This window comes from Streptomyces sp. NPDC001599 (genome assembly GCF_042893535.1).
Classification (GTDB): Bacteria; Actinomycetota; Actinomycetes; order Streptomycetales; family Streptomycetaceae; genus Streptomyces.
On record NZ_JBIAVA010000021.1, the window covers coordinates 62,727 to 81,312 of the forward strand.

Below are 18,586 nucleotides of genomic sequence, written 5' to 3' on the forward strand. Positions count from 1 at the left end.
CTTCGCAGGCACCGTCGGGGACCAATCCGCGGCGAGGACCGTTGTGAACCCGGCTAGGCGTCGCCGCTGCCCGGCTCCCCGCGCTCCCGGTCCGAACGGGGCCACACGTAGGGCAGGTCGTCGGGTACCCCGGGGAAGAGGCCGGCGTAGGCCGCGGGGTCCTTGCGCACCAGTGCCGAGCGGTGGCTGCGGTGGAAGGCCTCGTCGCCCAGCCAGGGCGGCAGTTCCCCGGCGGCCGCCAGCTCCTCCTGGCCGCGCACCGGCTCGCCCGGACGGACCTCGGCGAGTCCGGCGACCAGCGAGGCCGCGCAGCTGTCCTGGTGACCGTGCTCGCGCCAGACCCGGCAGACGTCGAGGCCGTAGCGGACCAGTGCCTCCTCGTAGCCGGTCCACATCCGCACCGCCGGGTGCCGGCGCCAGCCGTAGCCGGGGACGGTGAGTCCGCGCAGCACCTGGAGCGCCTCCACGCGCTGTTTGCCCAGGCGACGCCGGTCTAGGGCGAGTGCCGAGTCCCGGAAACCGGGGTGGGGGAGGAAGGTCTGCATACCGGTGCCGCTCCGTTCAGCCGGGGAAGAGGCCGCGGGCGCGCAGGTGTCCACGGCGTTCGGCGTAGGCGAGGTCGTCGCGCCACAGGCGGCCGGCGGCGGCGCGCATCAGCGGGCGCAGGGCCGGTGCCAGGCGGCGGACCAGGGGGAAACCGGGCCGGTCCGAGGTGGCGAGCACGGCCTCGACCACGGCGGTGCGCGGCCGCCCGCTCCGGTCCGGGCCGAGCGGCGTGGCATGGCTCTCCACGACGGATCCGGTGCCCTCGCCCTCCGTGATCCGCATGACGACGGTGCGGGGTCCGGGCGCGGTGAACTCGGCGCGCACGGGGACGACCAGACGACCGGTGAGTCGGAAGGACACGTCCACCACGAAGCGGTCGCGGTCTCCGTGGTCGCTCCGGTCGTCCGGTGTCGTGCCGGGCGCCCGGAGGACGGTGAGGTCCACGAAGGAGTACGGGTGGAACCAGGCTCCGTGCCACGGGTCGAGCCGGTTGGCGACCACGTCCTCGGGCTCGCAGGTCCCCACCCCGCGCCACACGGATGTCAGGGCCGTGGCCCGGGGCGGCCGGTCGGGCACGAGGGGCGCCGGGGTCGGGCGCTCCTCCCCCACGGTGTCCAGCCGTACCCACACCAGCACGCCGTCGTCGTGGACCGGCAGGGGGTCCCAGCCCGCGAACGGGGCGCCGTCCAGGGCGAGTCCGTGCCAGCGGCACACGAGCGTGCCGCACCGCACGGGGCCGTCGGCCAGCGGGGCGCCGAGGTGGGGGCAGACGCCTGGGCCGCCCACCAGACGTCCCCGCGCGTCCCGCCAGACGACCACCTCGACGCCGGCGACGGTGCCGGACAGCGGACGCGCGGGGCGTACGTCCGTGACCGCGCCGAGGACGTACCAGTTGCCCGAGGGGCGTGCCAGGGCCCGTTCGAGGGCCGCGGCGATGACGGCGGGGCGTGCCTCGCGCCAGGTCGGCCGCTGATGCTGCCAGGGGACCGCGTGGCGCCGCAGCCGCAGGGGGAGGCGCCCTCGGCGCGGGCGGGGACCGGTGCTCATCCGGGCTCCTTCACGCCGAGGGCGTCGGCGCCTGGTGGCACCGGCGGGGGCGCGGGGGTGCCACGTGCGCCGAGCCGGGCGGAAAGGACCCGCACGAGCCCGTCCGCCGCGACGGCCGCACGGCGCCGGCGGGGCACCACCGCCCGGCGGTGCAGGACCGCGTACCCGCCCTCCGCGATGGTGTCGAGGATGTTCCGGTAGAGCAGGCAGGCGGTGCGGATGCAGGGCCGCGCGACGGGGTCGAGCATGGCCAGTCCGGGCTCGGCCTCGCGGTAGACGGCCCGGGTGAGGTCCTCGGCGGCCCGCAGCGCGGCCGTGATGCGCGGGTCGCGGTGGCCGGTGCGCCTGCTCCAGAGCAGCAGGTCCCGGTGGACGCCGTGCGCGGCCAGCAGGTCGGCGGGGAGGTAGATCCGGCCGCGGTCCAGGTCCTCGCCCACGTCCCGCAGGAAGTTGGTCAGCTGGAAGGCGACGCCCAGCGCGGCGGCGTGCGGGGCGGCCAGGGCGCGGGCGGTCACGGTGCCGAGGACGGGCAGCATCTGGAGGCCGATGACGGCGGCCGAACCGTGCATGTAGGCGCGCAGGTCGGCGTAGGTGGCGTAGTCGGTGACCGTGAGGTCGGCGCGCATCGAGGCCATGAAGTCGGTGAAGTGCGCCGGTTCGATGGCGTACCGGTCGGCGGTGTCGGCCAGGGCGAGCACCACGGGTTCGGCGGCCGGGCGGCGGCCGGTGAGCGCCCGCCGCAGCAGTGCGTCGAGGCGGGCGAGGGCGGCGGCGCGCTCGGCCTGCGTGGCGCCGTCCCCGGTGTCGTCGACGATGTCGTCCGCCCACCGCGCGAACCCGTACAGGGCGTGCACGGCGGGCCTGCGGTCGGCGGGCAGGAGGCGGGTGGCCAGGAAGTAGGTGCGTCCGTGGCGGGCGTTGAGGAGCCGGCAGCGGGTGTAGGCGGCGCGCAGCCGCGGGTCGGTGATGCCGGCGGCGTCGAGTTCGCGCCGCGTCATCGGCGGCCCTCCCGCGCCGCCGCGGGGCGGGCCCGCGTTCCGGTGATGCGGGCGGCGGCCAGTTTCCCGGAGAGCAGTACCGTCGGCACGCCGACGCCCGGCGTGGTCCCGCAGCCCGCGAGGACGGCGTTGTCGGTGCCGCCCACCAGGTTGCGGGGCCGGAAGGGCCCGGTCTGGGCGAAGGTGTGGGCCACCGAGAACGGGGTGCCGGCGGCATGCCCCTGCGCGGTCCAGTCGGCAGGCGTCACCAGGCACTCCTGCTCGACCGCGGCGGCGATGCCGGTCAGTCCCCGGCGCTCCAGGGTGGCGAGCAGGCGGTCGCGGTAGCGGGGCGCGAGATCGCTCCAGGCGTGGGCGCCGGGGCCGATGTCGGTGTTGGGGCAGGGCGCGAGGACGTAGTGGAGGTGGCGGCCCTCGGGGGCGAGCGTGGGGTCGTGGGCGGTGGGTCTGGTGATCAGCAGGGACGGGTCGGTCATGAGGGTGCCGGTCCTGGTGAGTTCGTCGAAGGTCCGGTGCCACGCGGCGCCGAAGGAGAGCGTGTGGTGGGCGAGGTGCGGCCAGGTACGGGTGGTGCCGGCGTGCAGGACGACGGCGGAGGGCGCGTGCCGCAGGGCGAGGGGGCGGCGCGGCCGGCGGCCCAGCAGCCGGTGGGCGACGGGCAGGTCGGGGGTGAGGACGACGGCGTCGCACGGGATGCGCTCGTGCTCGGTGACGACCGCGGTGACGCGGGTGCCGGACCGCTCCAGGCGGGTGACGTCGCGTCCCAGGCGCAGGTCGGCCCCCGCGTCCACGGCGGCACCGGCCATGGCGCGGGGCAGGGCGTGCATGCCGCCGCGCGGGAAGTACACGCCGGCCACGGTGTCCATGTACGCGATGACGGCGTAGGCGGCCAGCGCGCGGGCCGGTGCGACACCGGCGTACAGGGCCTGGAAGGAGAAGACCCGCTTGAGCCGTTCGTCCGTCAGGAACCGTCCGACGCGGGCGTCCAGACGGCCGAAACCGCCGAGGGCGGCGAGCCGGGCCAGGTCGGGGGTGAGCAGGGCGAGCGGGGAGTCGAAGTTGGCGTCGATGAACCGGCGCAGCTGGACGGCGTACAGCCGCCCCAGCCAGTCGCGCAGCCGCCGGTACCCGGCCGCCTCCCGGGCCCCGGCGAACCGTTCGACCTCCGCCTCCATGGCGTCGGCGTCCGTGTGGACGTCCAGTGCGGTGCCGTCGGCGAAACAGGCGCGGTAGGCGGGGTGCAGGGGCAGCAGTTCGACGCGGTCGCGCAGCCGCTCGCCGACGGCCGCGAAGGCCTCGTCGGCCAGGTCCGGCATGGTCAGCACGGTCGGACCGGTGTCGAGGTGGTAGCCGCCGAGTTCACGCCGTCCGGCCCGGCCGCCGGGCCGCGGTTCGCGTTCCACGACGGTCACCCGGCGTCCCGCGCCCAGCAGGTGCAGGGCCGCGGACAGCCCGGCGAGCCCGGCCCCGACGACCACGACGTGGTCCGTGCGTCCGGGCACCGTCCGCGTCATCGCAGGTCCCGGACCGCGCGCGGCCGGCCCGTCCGGTGGGTTCCGTCGTCGTCGACCGTGCCGGGGCGCATCGCGGGTCCTCTCGTGGGGTCGGCGTCATGCCTTCCCTCTTCGCTTCCGATACGACGCCGCAGGAGCCGGTTCCCGTCCGGGAGTCACCCGTCCGGCAGTCACCCGCCCGGCAGTCACCCGTCCGGCAGTCAGCCGCTCGGCGGTGCCGCGGCCCCCGGCGGGCGCCCGTGCCACGCCGTCCAGCGCGCCGTACGTCCGCCGGCGGCGGCGGGCGGAATACTCCGCACCGGATCGAACCGGCGGGCGGACCGACGGGAAGGAGGCGGACGTGCTCGACGCGGACATCGTGGTCGTCGGTGCGGGGGCGGCCGGGCTCTCCTTGGCGCACCGGCTCCCGGCGCGGGCGTCGCCCCGTGCGGTGTCCTCCGTCGTCCTGGTCGATCCGCCGCCGGGACCGCTGCGGCCGCCCCGTCGCACCTGGTGCTTCTGGGAGGCCGGACCAGGCCGCTTCGACCCGGCGGCGACCGCGTCGTGGGAGTGGCTGCGGGTGCACGGCCGGGACGGGAGGGCCGTCCGGCGGCACATCGCGCCCACCCGCTACAAGATGATCCGCTCGGACGACTTCGAGGCGCTGGTGGAACGGGACCTGAAGGACCGTCCGGGGCTGCGGCGCGTCGAGGCCGTCGTCGGCGCCGTGACCGGTCTGCCGGACGCCACCGTGCGGGTGGCGGCCACGGACGCGGCGGGAGCACCGGTCGACCTGCGCGCCCGCTGGGTCTTCGACTCCCGCCCCCCGGAGCGGCTGCCGGCCGCCCGCACCCGTCTGCTCCAGCACTTCCGCGGCTGGTTCGTCCGTACCGAGCGGCCGGTCTTCGAGCCGGAGGCGGTCGACCTGATGGACTTCCGCACCGCCCAGCCCGCCCGGGGGCTGTCGTTCGGCTACGTGCTGCCGACCGGACGGCACACCGCGCTGGTCGAGTACACCGAGTTCGGCCCGGAACCCCTGACGACCGAGGCGTACGACCGCGCGCTGGAGGACTACACGGGGCGGGTCCTGCGCACCGGCGCGACGGAGGTGCTCTCGGCCGAGCAGGGCGTCATCCCGATGACCGACGCCGTCTTCGACCGTCGGGCCGGGGGCAGCGACCGGGTCTTCCGGATCGGCGTCGCGGGCGGCGCGACCCGGGCGTCCACCGGCTACACCTTCGCCGCCGTGCAGCGGCAGTCCGAGGCCGTCGCGCGCGCGGTGCGCGCGGGCCGCCGTCCGGTGCCTCCTCCTCCGCACCCGGCACGGGCCCGGCTGATGGACGCGGTGCTGCTGCGCGCCCTGGACACCGGCCGGGTCGACGGACCCGACCTCTTCTTCCGGCTGTTCGACCGCGTACCCGCCGACCGGCTGCTGCGCTTCCTCGACGGCCGGTCGCGGCTGTACGAGGACCTCGCGGTCGGTCTGCGCGTGCCGGTCCTGCCGATGCTGCGCACGGCGGCCGAACTGCCGTGGCTGCGGCGCCGCCACCTGCCCCTCCGCTGAGCGCCGACCGAACCGGGAGCCCTCGATGCCCTCGCCGCCCGACACCGTGCCCGACCGCCCGGCAGGCCACCGCGGCCGACCGCCCGCCGTCGGACCGGGCCGCCACGCCCATGCCCCGGCCCCGTGTTCTGCCCGCCGGGCGGAGGGCACGGAGCCCCGCGGCGGCGGTGCGCGGTGATCCGGCGCGGTGGGGCCGGGCAGGGGGGCGAGGGGCGGCTTCCCGGGAGGGACCGGCGGGCGCGGGTGCTGTCCCCCGCACCGGGGCGGGAGCGGGTCGCGGGCGATCCGCCGTCGGTGGCGGTGGTCGGCGGCGGCATCGCGGGCCTCGCGGCGGCGACCGCCCTGGCGGAACGCGGGGTGCGCGTGGTGCTGCACGAGCGCGAGCCCGTGCTCGGCGGCCGGGTCGGGGGCTGGACGATCGCCCTGCCCGACGGCACTCCGGCCACCATGAGCCGGGGCTTCCACGCCTTCTTCCGGCAGTACTACAACCTGCGGAGCCTGCTGCGCCGGTGCGATCCGGGCCTCGGCATGCTGACCGGGCTGCCGGACTACCCGCTGCGGCACAGCGGCGGGCTGTGCGACAGCTTCCGCAGGATTCCCCGCACTCCCCCGTTCAGCGCCCTCGCCTTCGTCGCCCTGAGTCCCAGCTTCGGCCCGCGCGACCTGACGGCCCTGCGGCCCTCGGCCGCGCTGCCGCTCCTCGACGTCCGTACCCGCCGCGTCCACGAGCGCCTGGACGATGTCAGCGCCCACGAGTTCCTCGACTCCCTGCGCTTTCCGGCCGCCGCGCGCCATCTGGCCTTCGAGGTGTTCTCCCGCAGCTTCTTCGCGGACCCGCGGGAGCTGTCGGCCGCGGAGATGGCGCTGATGTTCCACATCTACTTCCTCGGCTCCAGCGAGGGGCTGCTGTTCGACGTACCGCGCGAGCCGTTCCCGCGGGCGCTGTGGGACCCGCTCGCGGGGCACCTGGCACGGCACGGGGCCGAGGTGCGCACGAACACGTCCGTCGAGGCCGTCCGGCCGGGTCCGTCCGGCGGGCAGCTCGTCATCGACGCCGCCGGGGCGCGGGCGTACGACGCCGTGGTGCTCGCGACGGACGTCGGCGGGCTGCGGGGAGTGGTGAGCCGCTCGCCGCATCTGGGTGACGCCGCCTGGCGGGCGCGGGTGGCAGGGCTGCGCAACGCTCCGCCGTTCCTGGTCTCCCGGCTGTGGCTGGACCGCCCGGTCGCCTCCGGCCGGCCCGGTTTCCTCGGCACGAGCGGTTACGGCTCGCTGGACAACGTCAGCGTGCTGTCCCACTGGGAGGGCGAGGCGGCCCGCTGGGCGGCGCGCACCGGCGGCTGTGTCGTCGAACTCCACGCCTACGCCGTGCCGCCGACGGCGGTCCGGGAGGTCGAGGAGAAGCGGCTCGTCGACGCCTTGCACCGGGTGTATCCGGAGACCCGTCGGGCCCGGGTGGTCGCCGCACGGCACGAGTGGCGGGCGGACTGCCCGCTGTTCACCGTCGGTGGCTACCGCGACCGCCCCACGGTCCGCACCCCCGACCCGGCCCTCGTCGTCGCCGGGGACCTGGTCCGTACGGATCTGCCGGTGGCGCTGATGGAGCGCGCGGCGACCTCCGGTTTCCTCGCCGCCAACGCCCTGCTGGAGCGGTGGGGCGTGCGGGGCGAGACGCTGTGGACGGTGCCCGACGGGGGCCGCTCTGCGCCGCTGCGTGCCCTTGCGCGACGGTTCGGGACGCGCTGACCCGGGCACCGTGCCGGCACCGGTGGCTACGTACGCGTTCCTGCCGCGTGGCCGGCCCGGCCGCCCGCGCCGAGCGGGCCGGTGGGGTCCAGTGAGTCCTCGGCCTCCAGACGGGGCAGTTCACGGCGGGACAGCCGTGCCACCGCGGGCGGCAGTGACGCGCGCCCCAGCTGCACCAGGCGCAGCCAGCCCGGCACGTACACCGCGGTGCGGCGGCGCTCCAGCGCCCGGACCAGCCGGGCGGCGACGTCGTCCGCCGGGAGGGTGCGGCGGGCCGGGGGCGGCATGTGGGAGCGCAGTTCGCGCAGGACCGCGTGGCGGTCGGCGTCGCGGATCATGTCGGTGTCGATCCAGTTGAGGTAGGCGACGCCCACGGCGACGCCGCGGTGGGCCACCTCGGCGCGCAGCGAGTGGGCGAAGGCCTCCACGCCCGCCTTGGAGGCGCAGTAGGCGCTCATCATGGGCGCGGCACCGAGCGAGGCAAGCGAGGCGATCTGGAGGTGGTAGCCCGCGGTGTCGAGCAGGTCGGGCAGGAAGGCGCGGGCCGTGTGGGCGCTGCCGGTCAGGTTCACGTCGACGACGCGCCGCCACTCGTCGGGGTCCGACGTGGCGAAGGGTCCGCCGTGCGCGACCCCGGCGTTCGCCACCACGACCGACGGCTTCCCCAGGCGCCGGCGCGTCTCACCGGCCGCGTCGGCCAGCGCGACGGGGTCGGTGACGTCGGCCTCGACGGCGAGCGCCGGGGTCGGCAGGTCCGCCGCCAGGGCGTCCAGCCGGGGCTTCTCGAGGCCGAGCAGCGCGATCCGGGCGCCGCGGAGTGCGCACGCCCGGGCCAGGGCGGCGCCGAGTCCGCGCGCGGCGCCGGTCACCACGACGGTGCGGTTCTGGAGGGGGCTGTCTGTCACCGGTCGGCTCTTTCCTCGGGTGCTTGGCGTACGGTCGCGACGGTCAGTGCCGGTCACCGGCCCGGTCCCGCCGGGTCAGGCCCCGCTGGAGCCGGGCGAGGCCCGCGAACCGGTGCTGGCGCAGTGCGGCGCGCGCGGCGTTGGCGCCGGGCGCTCCGTGCACCCCGCCCCCGGGGTGGGCGCCCGCGGAGGCGAGGAAGAGAGCGGCCACCGGAGTCTCGGGCCGCCCGGTGCCGGGCACGGGCCGGAAGACGAGTTGCTGGTGCATGGCGGTGGTGCCGCCGTTGATGGCGCCGCCCTCCAGGTTGGCGTTCATGGCCTGGAGGGTCGGCGGGGCCAGCACGCGGCGGGCCCGTACCAGCGCCCGGAAGCCGGGCGCGAAGCGTTCCACCTGGCGTTCGACCCGGTCCGCCATCAGTTCCCGCTCCCTGGTGTCCCAGGTTCCCGTGATGCCCTCCTCGCCCGCGTCGGCGCGGACATCGTGCGGGACGTGGGTGTAGGCCCAGGCGGACTCGGTGCCGCGCGGTGAGCGGGTCGGGTCGGTGGTGGTCATCTGGCCGAACAGCGAGAAGGGGCGGTCGGGGACCTGCCGCATGGCGATCTGGGCGGCGAACCGGGTCAGTTCGTCGAGACCGTCGGACAGGTGCACGGTGCCGGCCCGCGCCGCGTCCTCGCACTGCCAGGGCACGGGCCCGTCAAGCGCCCAGTCCACCTTGAAGGTGGCGAAGTCCCACTGGAAGCGCCGCAGGTCGGTCAGGACCTGGTCCGGCAGGTCCGCCGGGGCGACGAGCCCGCCGTAGAGGGCGGGCACGGAGACGTCCGCGAGGACGGCGCGGCGGGCGGTGACCGTCTCCCCGTCGGCGGTGCGCACGCCGACGGCGCGCCGGTCGCGGACCAGGACCCGTTCGACGCGCCGGCCGCAGTGCAGCGTGCCGCCCCGGGCGCGCAGCCGGTGGACCAGGGCCTCGGTGAGGGCGCCGGCACCGCCGACCGGCACGGGGAAGCCGTACGTCTGCCCGAGCATCGACATCAGCCAGCCGAAACCTCCGCTGCCGGCCGCCTCGGGCGCGAGATCGGCGTGCAGGGCGTTGCCGGCCAGCAGCAGCCTGCCGCCCTCGCCGCGGAACTCCTCCTCGCCCATGCGCCGCACCGGCAGCACCAGGGTGCGGGCGAGCCTGAGTCCGCCCGCGCCGCGCAGCCGCAGGGCCAGCCGGGCGGTGGCGCGCACCGGTGGGAAGGGTGTGAACAGGGCGTCCAGGATGTCGGCCCGGTAGCGGTCCCACACGGCGTGCAGCCGCTCCCACGCGGCGCCGTCCCCGAGGGCGAAGGCGTCCAGGGAGGCGGCGGTGGTCGCGACGTCGCGGTCGAGGACGGCGCAGGTCCCGTCGGTCAGGGGGTGGGCCAGTACGTGGGGCGCGTGGGCCCAGCGCAGCCCGTGCTCCTCCAGCCGCAGTCCGCCGAGGACCGGGGAGGCGGCGGCGAGCGGGTAGAAGGAGCTGAACAGGTCGTTGACGAAGCCGGGGGCGACCTCGCCGTCGTGCCGCACCGCGCCGCCGGGCTCGGGCTGCTCCTCCAGGACCGTCACGCTCCAGCCGGCGTCGGCCAGCAGGTTCGCCGCCACCAGGCCGTTGGGTCCGGCCCCGACCACGACGGCGTCAGGCACGGCCGGTTCCCGGCCGGTACTCCACGGACCCCATCGCGTCGGGCGGGTCGGGACGGCACCGGTCACCGGCCTCGGACTCGCACAGGTTCGCGAGCCTGGCGAGCATGGCCCGGTGGCGTACCTGGATCAGTGCTTCCACGCCGACGTTGTGCAGCAGACCCCCCGGCCCGCGCAGGGGGTGTTCGTCCACGATCACCAGGCACTGCTCGCCCCAGGGGCGCAGTTCGACGGCGATCCGGGCGGTGCCGAGTCTGCCCGCCTTCGCCTCCAGCTCCAGCTCGGAGCCCGGCACGCAGCGTCTGACCACCGACTCGTTGTGGAGCCGCAGCGGCCCGAGCCGTACCTCGTACGCGATCGTCGCGCCGACCTGCGGCCACTGTCCGGCCCTGGGGGTGACCTCGGAGGGTCCCACGACCCATTCCACGTACAGGTCGCCGTCCGCGAGGACGTCCCAGACCGCGTCCGGGGTCGCCTGGATGAGCCTGTGCCGAACCGCCACGCGTACCTCCCACGTCCGGTGGCCGTCGTACGGCCGTCATTTGCGAGGACCCAGCCTGAGTGCCCCGGACGCGACCGGCCAACCAACGGGACGGGTCACCGGTGGTGGAGAGCCGGTCGCGGGAAAGGCCGTGCATTGGCATGGACCTGATGACGGATGGCTGGCTAAGCTCGAAGCGACCCGATGAGAGCGCTCTCAAACCGCGGTTGTTCCATGCCATCTGTTCCACCCCCACCTTGCTGGAACGACGAAGGGCAACTCCGTGAGACGCAGCAGACTCAGGCACCTCGGCCTGGCCGGACTCCTCGTGCTCGGCAGCCTGACCGCGGTCGGCACCCTGCCGGCCTCGGCGGCCGAAGCCCCCACCCACTCCCCCTCCTCCTCCGACTCCTCCTCCGAGCAGCCGGCCTCCGCCGCCCTGCTGGACGCCATGCAGAAGGACTTCGGCCTCACCCGGGCCGAGGCCGAGACCCGGCTCGCGGCCGAACGCGACGCCACCGGCATCGAGCCCGCGGCACGCCGGGCGGCCGGTAAGGCCTTCGGCGGCTCGTGGTTCGACGCGGACGCCGGACGGCTGACGGTGGCCGTCACCGGGGACGCGGCACCCTCTACCCTGCGGGCGGTCCGCGCCACCGGCGCACAGGTCCGCACCGTGGAGCACAGCGCACAGCAGCTCGACGCGGCCAAGGCACGCGTCGACCGTCTCGACGCACCCGCCGGAGTGAGCAGCTGGCGCGTCGACCAGGCCACCAACAAGGTCGTCGTGGACGTGGTCGCGGGTGAGCGCGCTGACAACGATGTCCAGAGCTTCCTGAAGCAGGCCCGCGAGGCCGCGCCGGTCACGGTGCGCACGGTGCCGTCGGCTCCGCAGACCTTCGCGGCGGGCACCGTCGGCGGTGACCCCTACTACACCGGCAACGTCCGCTGCTCCATCGGCTTCTCGGTGCACGGCGGGTTCGTCACCGCCGGGCACTGCGGCCGGGCCGGGGCCGGGGTCAGCGGCTGGGACCGCTCGTACATCGGCACCTTCCAGGGCTCGTCCTTCCCCGACAACGACTACGCGTGGGTCAGCGTGGGCAGCGGCTGGTGGACGGTGCCGGTCGTGCTCGGCTGGGGCACGGTCTCCGACCAGCTCGTGCGCGGCTCGAACGTGGCACCCGTCGGTGCCTCGATCTGCCGCTCCGGGTCGACCACGCACTGGCACTGCGGCACCGTGCTCGCCCACAACGAGACGGTCAACTACAGCGACGGCTCGGTGGTGCACCAGCTCACCAAGACCAGTGTGTGCGCCGAGCCCGGCGACTCCGGTGGCTCCTTCATCAGCGGTGACCAGGCGCAGGGCGTCACCTCGGGCGGCTGGGGCAACTGCTCCGGCGGCGGGGAGACCTGGTTCCAGCCGGTCAACGAGATCCTCAACCGCTACGGCCTGACCCTGCACACGGCCTGACCGGACAGCGGTGTGGAGGGACGGGCCGGTGTCCGCGGTCCGTCCCTTCCCGGCCGCCGGCGTGCACGGCCCGTCCCTCCCCGGCCCTCTGTGTCCGCTGCCCGTCCCTCCCCGGCCCGCTGTTTCCGCGGTCCGTACCTTCCCGGCCCGCTGTGTCCGCGGTTCCGCGGACCCCGCGTGCCGGTGGCTCAGACGTCGCCGGGGCCGGTCCCGGGTTCCGGCACGTCCGGACCCGTCGCCGTGGTCAGCCGACGGTAGGCGGCGCGCGCGTGGACCAGACGGGCCAGCGCCGTGCCGACGAGGGCCGCGCCGAGCAGACAGGCCAGCCAGAACGCGTCCCGCCGGCCGGCCCAGGTGAGCGTGCCGGCCGGCGGTATGGCGAAGCCGTTCAGGGACAGCCAGCACAGCACGGCCGTCCCCGGCGCGGCCGTGAACCGGGCGCAGAGGCCGAGCACGGCCGCCAGCAGGGAGAGCGCGACCAGGGCGAGGCCCGGACGCCCCGCGCCCACGACGCCGTTGAGCAGCCCGACCAGGAGGAGGGCCCCGCCGAACGCACCCGCCCACACCAGGGGAGCCGCGACCGGCCGGGGAACGGGTCTGGCACCGCTGCCCAGGGGCACCCACTCGATCATGCTGACGGCTCCTTCCGGTCCCGGACGCGTCCGACCACGGCGTCGGACAACGACCCTGTGGGCAGATTGTCCCACCGGGAGCCGGGCCGCCGTGCCGCCCGGGGCGACGACCGGCCACGCCCGCGGGCCTCGTTGCGTGGCCGTTCGCGTCCCCGGCTAGTGCTCCGCCTCCGTGTGCTCCGAGGAGGACGACGACCCGAACGAGGGAGAGGCCTGGGCCGGAACCGGCACCGGGTCCCGTTCCGGGCGGCCGTCACCCTCCGTCTCCGCGCCGGTCCCGCCACCCGCCGCCGCGACCGGTGTCCTGGTCCCCGGCAGGAGTCCGCCGACGGCCCGCAGCGCTGCGGCGAGGACGTGGGCGCGTGCCGCGACGATGGGGCCGAGGACGGCGAGGACGAGCACGTAACCGGCGATGAAGGGAGCGAGCCGGGCGTCGAGTCCGGCGCCCGCGGCCATGGCGGCCAGGATCAGCGCGAACTCCCCCCGGGCGACGAGGGTGGTGGCGATCTCCGCGGCCGGTTCGGAACCGTAGTGGTAGACCCGGGCGACGCACAGCCCGGCGACGATGTTCATGACGACGGTCAGGGCCGCCGCCGCGGCCACCGGACCGGCGACGGAGGCGAGGTCGCCGGGGTCGATGGCGAGCCCGAAGGCGAAGAAGAAGATGGCCGCGAACGCGTCGCGCAGCGGGTGCACCAGTTCGCGGATCCGCGGCCCCGAGGGGGTGCCGGCGAGGATCAGACCGACCATGAAGGCGCCGATGGCGTCGGCGACGCCCAGGACTTCGGAGACACCGGCGACGAGCACCGCGGCGCCGAGGAAGCTGATGACGAGCAGTTCGTTGTCCCGCGTGTGGATCAGTCGCCCCACGAGCCGGGTGCCGTAGCGGGCCGCCGCGGCCAGTACCAGCAGGAAGCCGAAGGCCTTGCCTGCCTGGAGGGCCGTGTCGGCGACGCCGTGGGCGCCCGAGATCACCGGTTGCAGGGCGGCCAGGTACAGGGCGAGGAAGATGTCCTCGACGACGATGACACCGAGGATCAGGCGGGTCTCCGGGCGGCCGATCCGGCCCAGGTCGATGAGGATCTTGGTGACGATCGCGGAGGAGGAGATGCCGAGCACACCCGCCAGCACCAGGGCCTCGCGCACCCCCCACCCGAGGACGAACCCGAAGCCGAGCCCGGCGCCCACGTTCAGGAGCAGGTAGATGCCCCCGGCGGTGAGCAGCCGTTTGCCGCCGCTCTTGAGGTCGTCGAGGTGGAACTCCAGCCCCAGGTAGAAGAGGAGCAGCACCAGTCCGAGTGCGGAGAGCATCTCGAAGTCGTGCGCGTCCTCGACCAGGACGAAACCCGGTGTGTGAGGGCCGAGCAGGATGCCGGCGAGCATGAACAGAGGGATCGTCGGAAGTCCGATCCTCCCGCCGAGGCGGGCGAGGAACGCGGCGGCGACGAAGGCGCCGCCCATGGCGAGCAGGGTGTCAGCGTGTCCCACGGGTCACCGCCTTCGACCGCGCGGAGGTTCGGGAGGGCTTCACTTGACGGGGATGGATGCGGGTTCTCCTTCTTCGGGGATGCGTCATCGGACGGACGGACGAGGGGACGGGCAGGCAGGCGGACGGGCGGACGAGCAGACGGCCGGGCAGGAACCGGGCGGACGGGCAAACTGGCAGGCGGACACGCGGGCGTACCGGACACAGGGGCATGCGGGCGGACACGCCGCCCGGGGCATGCCTGCCACGACACCGCCCCCGGCACCCGGGGTGCGCACCGCACACCCGGAACGAACCACGCGGCAACGCCCCTGACCGGGCGGCACGGGCCGCCTGCCCGCGCCCTCCCCCGGCACCCGCAAGGACCGCCGGGGCGCGGCGCCGGTCCACGGTCACACGCCGAGCCACCGCGCGGCCATCGGGGACGACACCCAAATGGTCCGGCGGCCGACACCCATCGCGCCCGCGGGACAGGCCGCTCGGCGGCCCGAGGGGGATGCGCCGCGGCCGACTCGGGGATACCGGCCGCGGCGCGTCCTGCGGCCCCGGGCACGGGAGGACGACGCGCGCCGGGGCATGACCGGCGACTTCCCCCGCCACCCGCCATGAGACTGCGCCAACCGAGTGATCGTCAGGGACCGCGCTCCCCCTCCACGTTCCCGGCCGACGCTCACGCCTCCCCGGGAACGCCGTCCGCCCCGCCGCGGGATGCGACGGGGCGGACGGCTTGCGGACGGTCCGTCAGCACGGTGTGGTTGCCATCAACTTCTCGAACGAAGCCATGCAGTCCGGGCAGTGACGCGCCCGTTCACCGTCGGATGCCTCGATACGTTCGCGGAGCTGCTGTCCGCAGAGTGTGGCCGCGGCCTGTTTGGACAGTACGTGCCACACCAACGCTCCGCCCGCCTTCTCCGGGCCCACGCACATTTCGTACATGATCGGCCTCCCAGCCTGGACGCCGCTGACACTCTTCAGGAGACACCGGTTCGGCCGTGACCAGTACCGTGCGGGGTCCATTCGGGTGACGGCCGCTTCGCCCGCCCGGGTCGGACGCACACCCGCAGGACTGCAAACGATCAGCCAACCGGCCCTGCACGGGTGGTCGCATGACGTGTCGTCGACGGGTCCCCTGACGCCCGGTCAGGGTGCGCGTACGCCGGTGACGGCGAAGCCGCCGCGGGGGCGGGTCGGGACGCGGCGCAGCGGGATGCGCAGATCCTGCTCGGGGACCGTGCAGTCCAGGCGCGCCCACCGCACCGCCGGGGACTCCAGCGGGCCGACCGTGACACGCTCGCCGGGGCAGCAGTGCCCGTCGGCGGGGTCGCCGCCGCCCTGCGGGATCAGCTCGTCGGGGCCGGGCGGCCGGTCCAGGAAGCGCTCGGGCCGGAAGGTGCAGGGGTCGCCCCAGAGTTCCTCGTCGTGGTTTGGTCCGTAGACGTCGAGCAGCAGGATGCCGCCGGCCGGGACGGACTCGCCGTGCCAGGTCAGTTCCCTCACGGTCCGGCCGCCGAGGAACGGGGCGAACGGGTAGAAGCGGCGGATCTCGTGCGCGAAGGCCGTGGCGAAGGCGTCGTCACCCGCGCGCAGCCGCTCGCGGTGGGCCGGCCACCGGTGCAGGGCGTGGGCGGCGAAGGCCACGAACCAGCGCACGGCGACGGTGGGGCGCAGGACGTTCAGCAGTGCCACCGCCGCCGTGCGGGAGTCCAGCGGGCCCGGCGCCGTGTCCCGGTGCCGGGCCACCCGCTCCAGCACCAAGTGCGCCGGTGCGGCGAGGGTGCCGGTCCTGACCTCCTCGACCAGTCGCGCCATCCGGGTCTCCTGCCGGGTGCGGGCGCGGCGGGCGCGCAGATGGCGCGGGCCGGGGGTGGCGAAGCCGTCGACCATCGCGACGAGGTCCCGTGCCAGGGGCTCCGCGTCGACGGCCCGGCCCGCAAGGCCCGCCCAGTCGCAGACCCCACGGGTGAGTACGAGGGCCGCCTCGTCGAACAGCACGACGCGGTCCCGCTCGCTCCAGGAGCGCACGGCCTCGTCCCAGGCTGCGCTCACGTGGTCGGTGAGGCGGGCGACGCGCTCGCCGTCCAGCAGTGGCAGGAACGGTTCCTTGCGGGTGCGGTGGGCGTCGCCGTCGAGGGTGTGGACCGCCCTGCCCGAAAGGGTGTCCAGCACCGGTGCCGGAACGGCGCGCCCTGGCGGTGGACGTGTGACTCGTCGTAGAAGAAGCGCACGGCGTCCGGTCCCCGTACGGTCGGCGCCGGGCTGCCGAGCAGCCGGGTGCGCAGCGTGAGCCGGTGCTGTCGCGCATGCGGTGGGGCAGCCAGGCGTAACCCTCCAGCAGCAGGGCCGGGGTGCGGTCCATCAGTGGGCGGCGGTGAGCGTCCATGGCGCGTGGGTGCCCCGGGGCGGCGGGCGGACACCCGGGCCCGGTCCTCGGGGTTGTCCTCAGCCGGCCGCGTTGTCGGTGCGCAGCCTCACCTGTTCCTCCAGCCGCCGCAGGCTGCCGTCGAGTGCCTCGGCCACCGTCCGCCGCCCAGGGTCATGGCGGTCGTCGAAGAACGACAGGTGCACCGTGACCTCGCTGGCCCCGCTGTCGAGCCCGGCGACCTGCAACCAGCCGGCGTAGCTGCCCTGCTCGCGGGTGCCCCACTCCAGCCGCAGCTGCTCGGGCCGGGCGCTCAGCAGCGCCGAGGTGTCCTGGCCGGTGCGGTCCTCGTGCACGGTGACGGCGGGCGGCTCCTCCGGCTCCACGTGCAGGTCCCGGGGCAGCCAGGTCTCCAGCTGTCCGACGTTCGCGGCCTGGTCGAAGACGTGCTCCGGCTGGGCGGGCATGGTGCGGGAACGCTCGTACTCGGTCATACGGCACCACTCCTCGGCGCTCGGGGTCGTACGAGGGGACGCGTGCCCCTTCTGCCGGGGCCGAAGCGCTCGCGCGGGGCGCTTCGGTCCGACGGGCGGCGCGGGCCGGGCGGTGCCAGACTGCTGGGCACCGGCCCCGGCGGGGCGGGCCTGCGGCGAGAGGAGACGAGGTGTCCACGTCGGACCCGGACGACGCGGGGCTGCGGAGCTTCCTCGCCGATCCGGCCCACCTCACCCTGGACCTGCGCACCGCCACCGCCCGGTGCGCCAAGGCACTGGGACTGCGGCACGCCGTCGTCTACCTCGTCGACCTCCAGCAACGCCACCTCGTGCCCCAGACGACCGTGGCCCCGACCGTCCCGGTCGACGGCTCCCTGGCGGGGTGGGCGTACCGCACCCAGTCGCTTCGGGTGGAGGAGTCGGGAGCGGGCAGCCGCATCACCGCCTGGTTCCCGCTGCTGGACGGCGCGGAGCGGCTCGGCGTCCTGGCGGTGCACGAGACGGCCCTCACCGCCTCCTCGCTGTCCCGCGGACGGGCGCTCGCCTCGCTCCTCGCCATGATGATCACGTCCAAGCGGCTCTACGAGGACTCCTTCGTGCGGCGCACCCGCACCGAGCGCATGCAGCTGCCCGCCGAGATGCTCCGCGCCCTGCTGCCGCCGCGCACCATCGGCAACGGCAACGTCGTGTCGACGGCCGTGCTGGAACCCGCCTACGAGATCGGCGGCGACGCCTTCGACCACGCGCTGACCGAGACGACCCTGCACGTGGCCGTCCTGGACGCGATGGGGCACGACCTGGCCTCCGGACTGACCAGCACGGTCTCGCTGGCGGCCTGCCGCAACGCCCGGCGCAGCGGTGCCGACCTGCCCGAGCTGGTGCGCGGCGTGGACGAGGCGCTGTCCAGCTGGCTCCCGGACAAGTTCTGCACCTCGGTCGTCGCGCAGCTCGACCTGGCCACCGGCGTGCTGCGCTGGGCGAACTGCGGCCACCCCGCGCCCATCCTGATCCGCGACCAGCGGTTGATCATCGACGCCATGGAGCGCGAGGCCGACCCGCCCATGGGCATGCCGTCCCTGCTCAGCTCATGTTCGCGCCGGACGCACGAGATCTCGCTGGAGCCCGGGGACCGGGTGCTGATGTACACCGACGGGGTCGTGGAGGCCCGGACCCGGGAGGCCAAGCTGCTGGGTCTCGAACGCTTCGCCGACTACGTCATCCGGGCCACGGCGGGCGGTGAGCTGGCGCCGGAGTCCTTGCGCCGTCTGATCCACTCGATCCTGGCCATGCAGGAGGGGCGGCTGCGGGACGACGCGACTCTGCTGATGTTCGAGTGGCGGCCGCCCGCGTGAGGGGGCACCGGTGTCCGCCTCACACGGCGTGCCCGCGGGCGCGCAGCCAGCCGTGCACGGTGTCCTTGTCCGACGGTGTGATCCGCACGGGACCCGCCACGTAGGGGCCCTCGTCCTCGGTGAAACCGGTGTCCGTGACCCTGGCGGTGACCCAGGTGGCCAGGTCCTGGGCGGCGCGTTCGGGCAGCGCGCCCCGCTCCCATCCGCCCCGGGCCTCACCGGCGGCCTCCGGATCGTGCCGTTCGGTCTCGGCCAGCCACGCCGCCACCAGCCGTTCCACGGTCCGACGGTCGGCCGGGTCGTCGGACCCCTGTCGCATCCGCTTGTCGCTCATGCCGGACGAGTGCCCTCGATC

The 18,586-nt window shown here is 75.3% G+C and carries 15 protein-coding genes and 1 pseudogene; 4 read left to right on the plus strand and 12 right to left on the minus strand.

The genetic code is table 11. The annotated features are described in order from the left end of the window. Window positions 1–53: 53 nt before the first annotated feature. From ACFYZ3_RS34665 to crtI, 4 genes are read right to left on the minus strand one after another with little or no spacing between them, the layout of a single operon-like run. On the minus strand, window positions 54–545 hold the full coding sequence (locus ACFYZ3_RS34665) for an MSMEG_6728 family protein (protein ID WP_388526300.1): 492 nt from the start codon (window positions 543–545) through the stop codon (window positions 54–56). 16 nt (window positions 546–561) lie between these two features. Next, window positions 562–1,593 (minus strand): DUF5914 domain-containing protein, encoded by a 1,032-nt coding sequence (locus tag ACFYZ3_RS34670; protein WP_388526302.1) that lies wholly within the window; start codon window positions 1,591–1,593, stop codon window positions 562–564. Further along, window positions 1,590–2,591, minus strand: a complete 1,002-nt coding sequence (locus tag ACFYZ3_RS34675; protein ID WP_388526305.1) for a phytoene/squalene synthase family protein — start codon at window positions 2,589–2,591, stop codon at window positions 1,590–1,592. The genes ACFYZ3_RS34670 and ACFYZ3_RS34675 overlap by 4 nt, the downstream gene beginning before the upstream one ends. Continuing rightward, entirely contained in the window at window positions 2,588–4,105 is a 1,518-nt protein-coding gene (gene crtI / locus ACFYZ3_RS34680) for a phytoene desaturase family protein (protein WP_388526308.1), read from the minus strand. Before crtI ends, ACFYZ3_RS34675 begins: the two co-directional genes overlap by 4 nt. 340 nt (window positions 4,106–4,445) lie before the next feature. Here crtI and ACFYZ3_RS34685 point away from each other — a divergent pair, with 340 nt between their 5' ends. Together ACFYZ3_RS34685 and ACFYZ3_RS34690 are read left to right on the plus strand one after the other, a co-directional pair. Next, window positions 4,446–5,648, plus strand: a complete 1,203-nt coding sequence (locus ACFYZ3_RS34685) for a lycopene cyclase family protein (protein WP_388526311.1) — start codon at window positions 4,446–4,448, stop codon at window positions 5,646–5,648. A gap of 174 nt (window positions 5,649–5,822) precedes the next feature. Further along, window positions 5,823–7,394: an FAD-dependent oxidoreductase gene (locus ACFYZ3_RS34690; RefSeq protein ID WP_388526314.1), complete on the plus strand. Its 1,572-nt coding sequence runs from the start codon at window positions 5,823–5,825 to the stop codon at window positions 7,392–7,394. Window positions 7,395–7,420: 26 nt separating this feature from the next. On the opposite strand, the gene ACFYZ3_RS34695 is transcribed toward ACFYZ3_RS34690, so the two are convergent. Genes ACFYZ3_RS34695 through ACFYZ3_RS34705 form a run of 3 tightly spaced genes read right to left on the minus strand, consistent with a single transcriptional unit; the run spans window position 7,421 to window position 10,461 of the window. Continuing rightward, complete coding sequence (locus ACFYZ3_RS34695) at window positions 7,421–8,299, minus strand: SDR family oxidoreductase (protein WP_388526317.1); 879 nt, start codon at window positions 8,297–8,299, stop codon at window positions 7,421–7,423. Between the two features lie 43 nt (window positions 8,300–8,342). Beyond that, window positions 8,343–9,962: a phytoene desaturase family protein gene (locus tag ACFYZ3_RS34700; protein ID WP_388526320.1), complete on the minus strand. Its 1,620-nt coding sequence runs from the start codon at window positions 9,960–9,962 to the stop codon at window positions 8,343–8,345. Beyond that, a complete protein-coding gene (locus tag ACFYZ3_RS34705) occupies window positions 9,955–10,461 on the minus strand; it encodes an SRPBCC family protein (protein WP_388526322.1) in 507 nt (168 codons plus the stop codon). Before ACFYZ3_RS34705 ends, ACFYZ3_RS34700 begins: the two co-directional genes overlap by 8 nt. Window positions 10,462–10,723: 262 nt before the next feature. Here ACFYZ3_RS34705 and ACFYZ3_RS34710 point away from each other — a divergent pair, with 262 nt between their 5' ends. Beyond that, entirely contained in the window at window positions 10,724–11,908 is a 1,185-nt protein-coding gene (locus ACFYZ3_RS34710) for a S1 family peptidase (RefSeq protein ID WP_388526325.1), read from the plus strand. A gap of 188 nt (window positions 11,909–12,096) precedes the next feature. Here the strand turns inward: ACFYZ3_RS34710 and ACFYZ3_RS34715 are convergent, their stop codons facing one another. The 4 genes and pseudogenes from ACFYZ3_RS34715 to ACFYZ3_RS34730 all read right to left on the minus strand — a co-directional run bounded on the left by ACFYZ3_RS34715 (window position 12,097) and on the right by ACFYZ3_RS34730 (window position 16,879). Next, window positions 12,097–12,540 (minus strand): hypothetical protein, encoded by a 444-nt coding sequence (locus tag ACFYZ3_RS34715; protein WP_388526328.1) that lies wholly within the window; start codon window positions 12,538–12,540, stop codon window positions 12,097–12,099. Between the two features lie 156 nt (window positions 12,541–12,696). Beyond that, a complete protein-coding gene (locus ACFYZ3_RS34720) occupies window positions 12,697–14,028 on the minus strand; it encodes a cation:proton antiporter (protein WP_388526331.1) in 1,332 nt (443 codons plus the stop codon). Window positions 14,029–15,166: 1,138 nt separating this feature from the next. Further along, a pseudogene (locus tag ACFYZ3_RS34725) lies at window positions 15,167–16,406 on the minus strand (cytochrome P450). A gap of 59 nt (window positions 16,407–16,465) precedes the next feature. Then, the gene (locus ACFYZ3_RS34730; RefSeq protein ID WP_388526334.1) at window positions 16,466–16,879 is read right to left on the minus strand and encodes an SRPBCC family protein; all 414 of its coding nucleotides are present in this window, start codon (window positions 16,877–16,879) and stop codon (window positions 16,466–16,468) included. Window positions 16,880–17,049: 170 nt separating this feature from the next. On the opposite strand from ACFYZ3_RS34730, the gene ACFYZ3_RS34735 reads away from it, so the two are divergent. Next, complete coding sequence (locus ACFYZ3_RS34735; RefSeq protein WP_388526337.1) at window positions 17,050–18,231, plus strand: PP2C family protein-serine/threonine phosphatase; 1,182 nt, start codon at window positions 17,050–17,052, stop codon at window positions 18,229–18,231. 19 nt (window positions 18,232–18,250) lie between these two features. On the opposite strand, the gene ACFYZ3_RS34740 is transcribed toward ACFYZ3_RS34735, so the two are convergent. After that, a complete protein-coding gene (locus tag ACFYZ3_RS34740; RefSeq protein WP_388526340.1) occupies window positions 18,251–18,565 on the minus strand; it encodes a hypothetical protein in 315 nt (104 codons plus the stop codon). Window positions 18,566–18,586 lie beyond the last annotated feature (21 nt).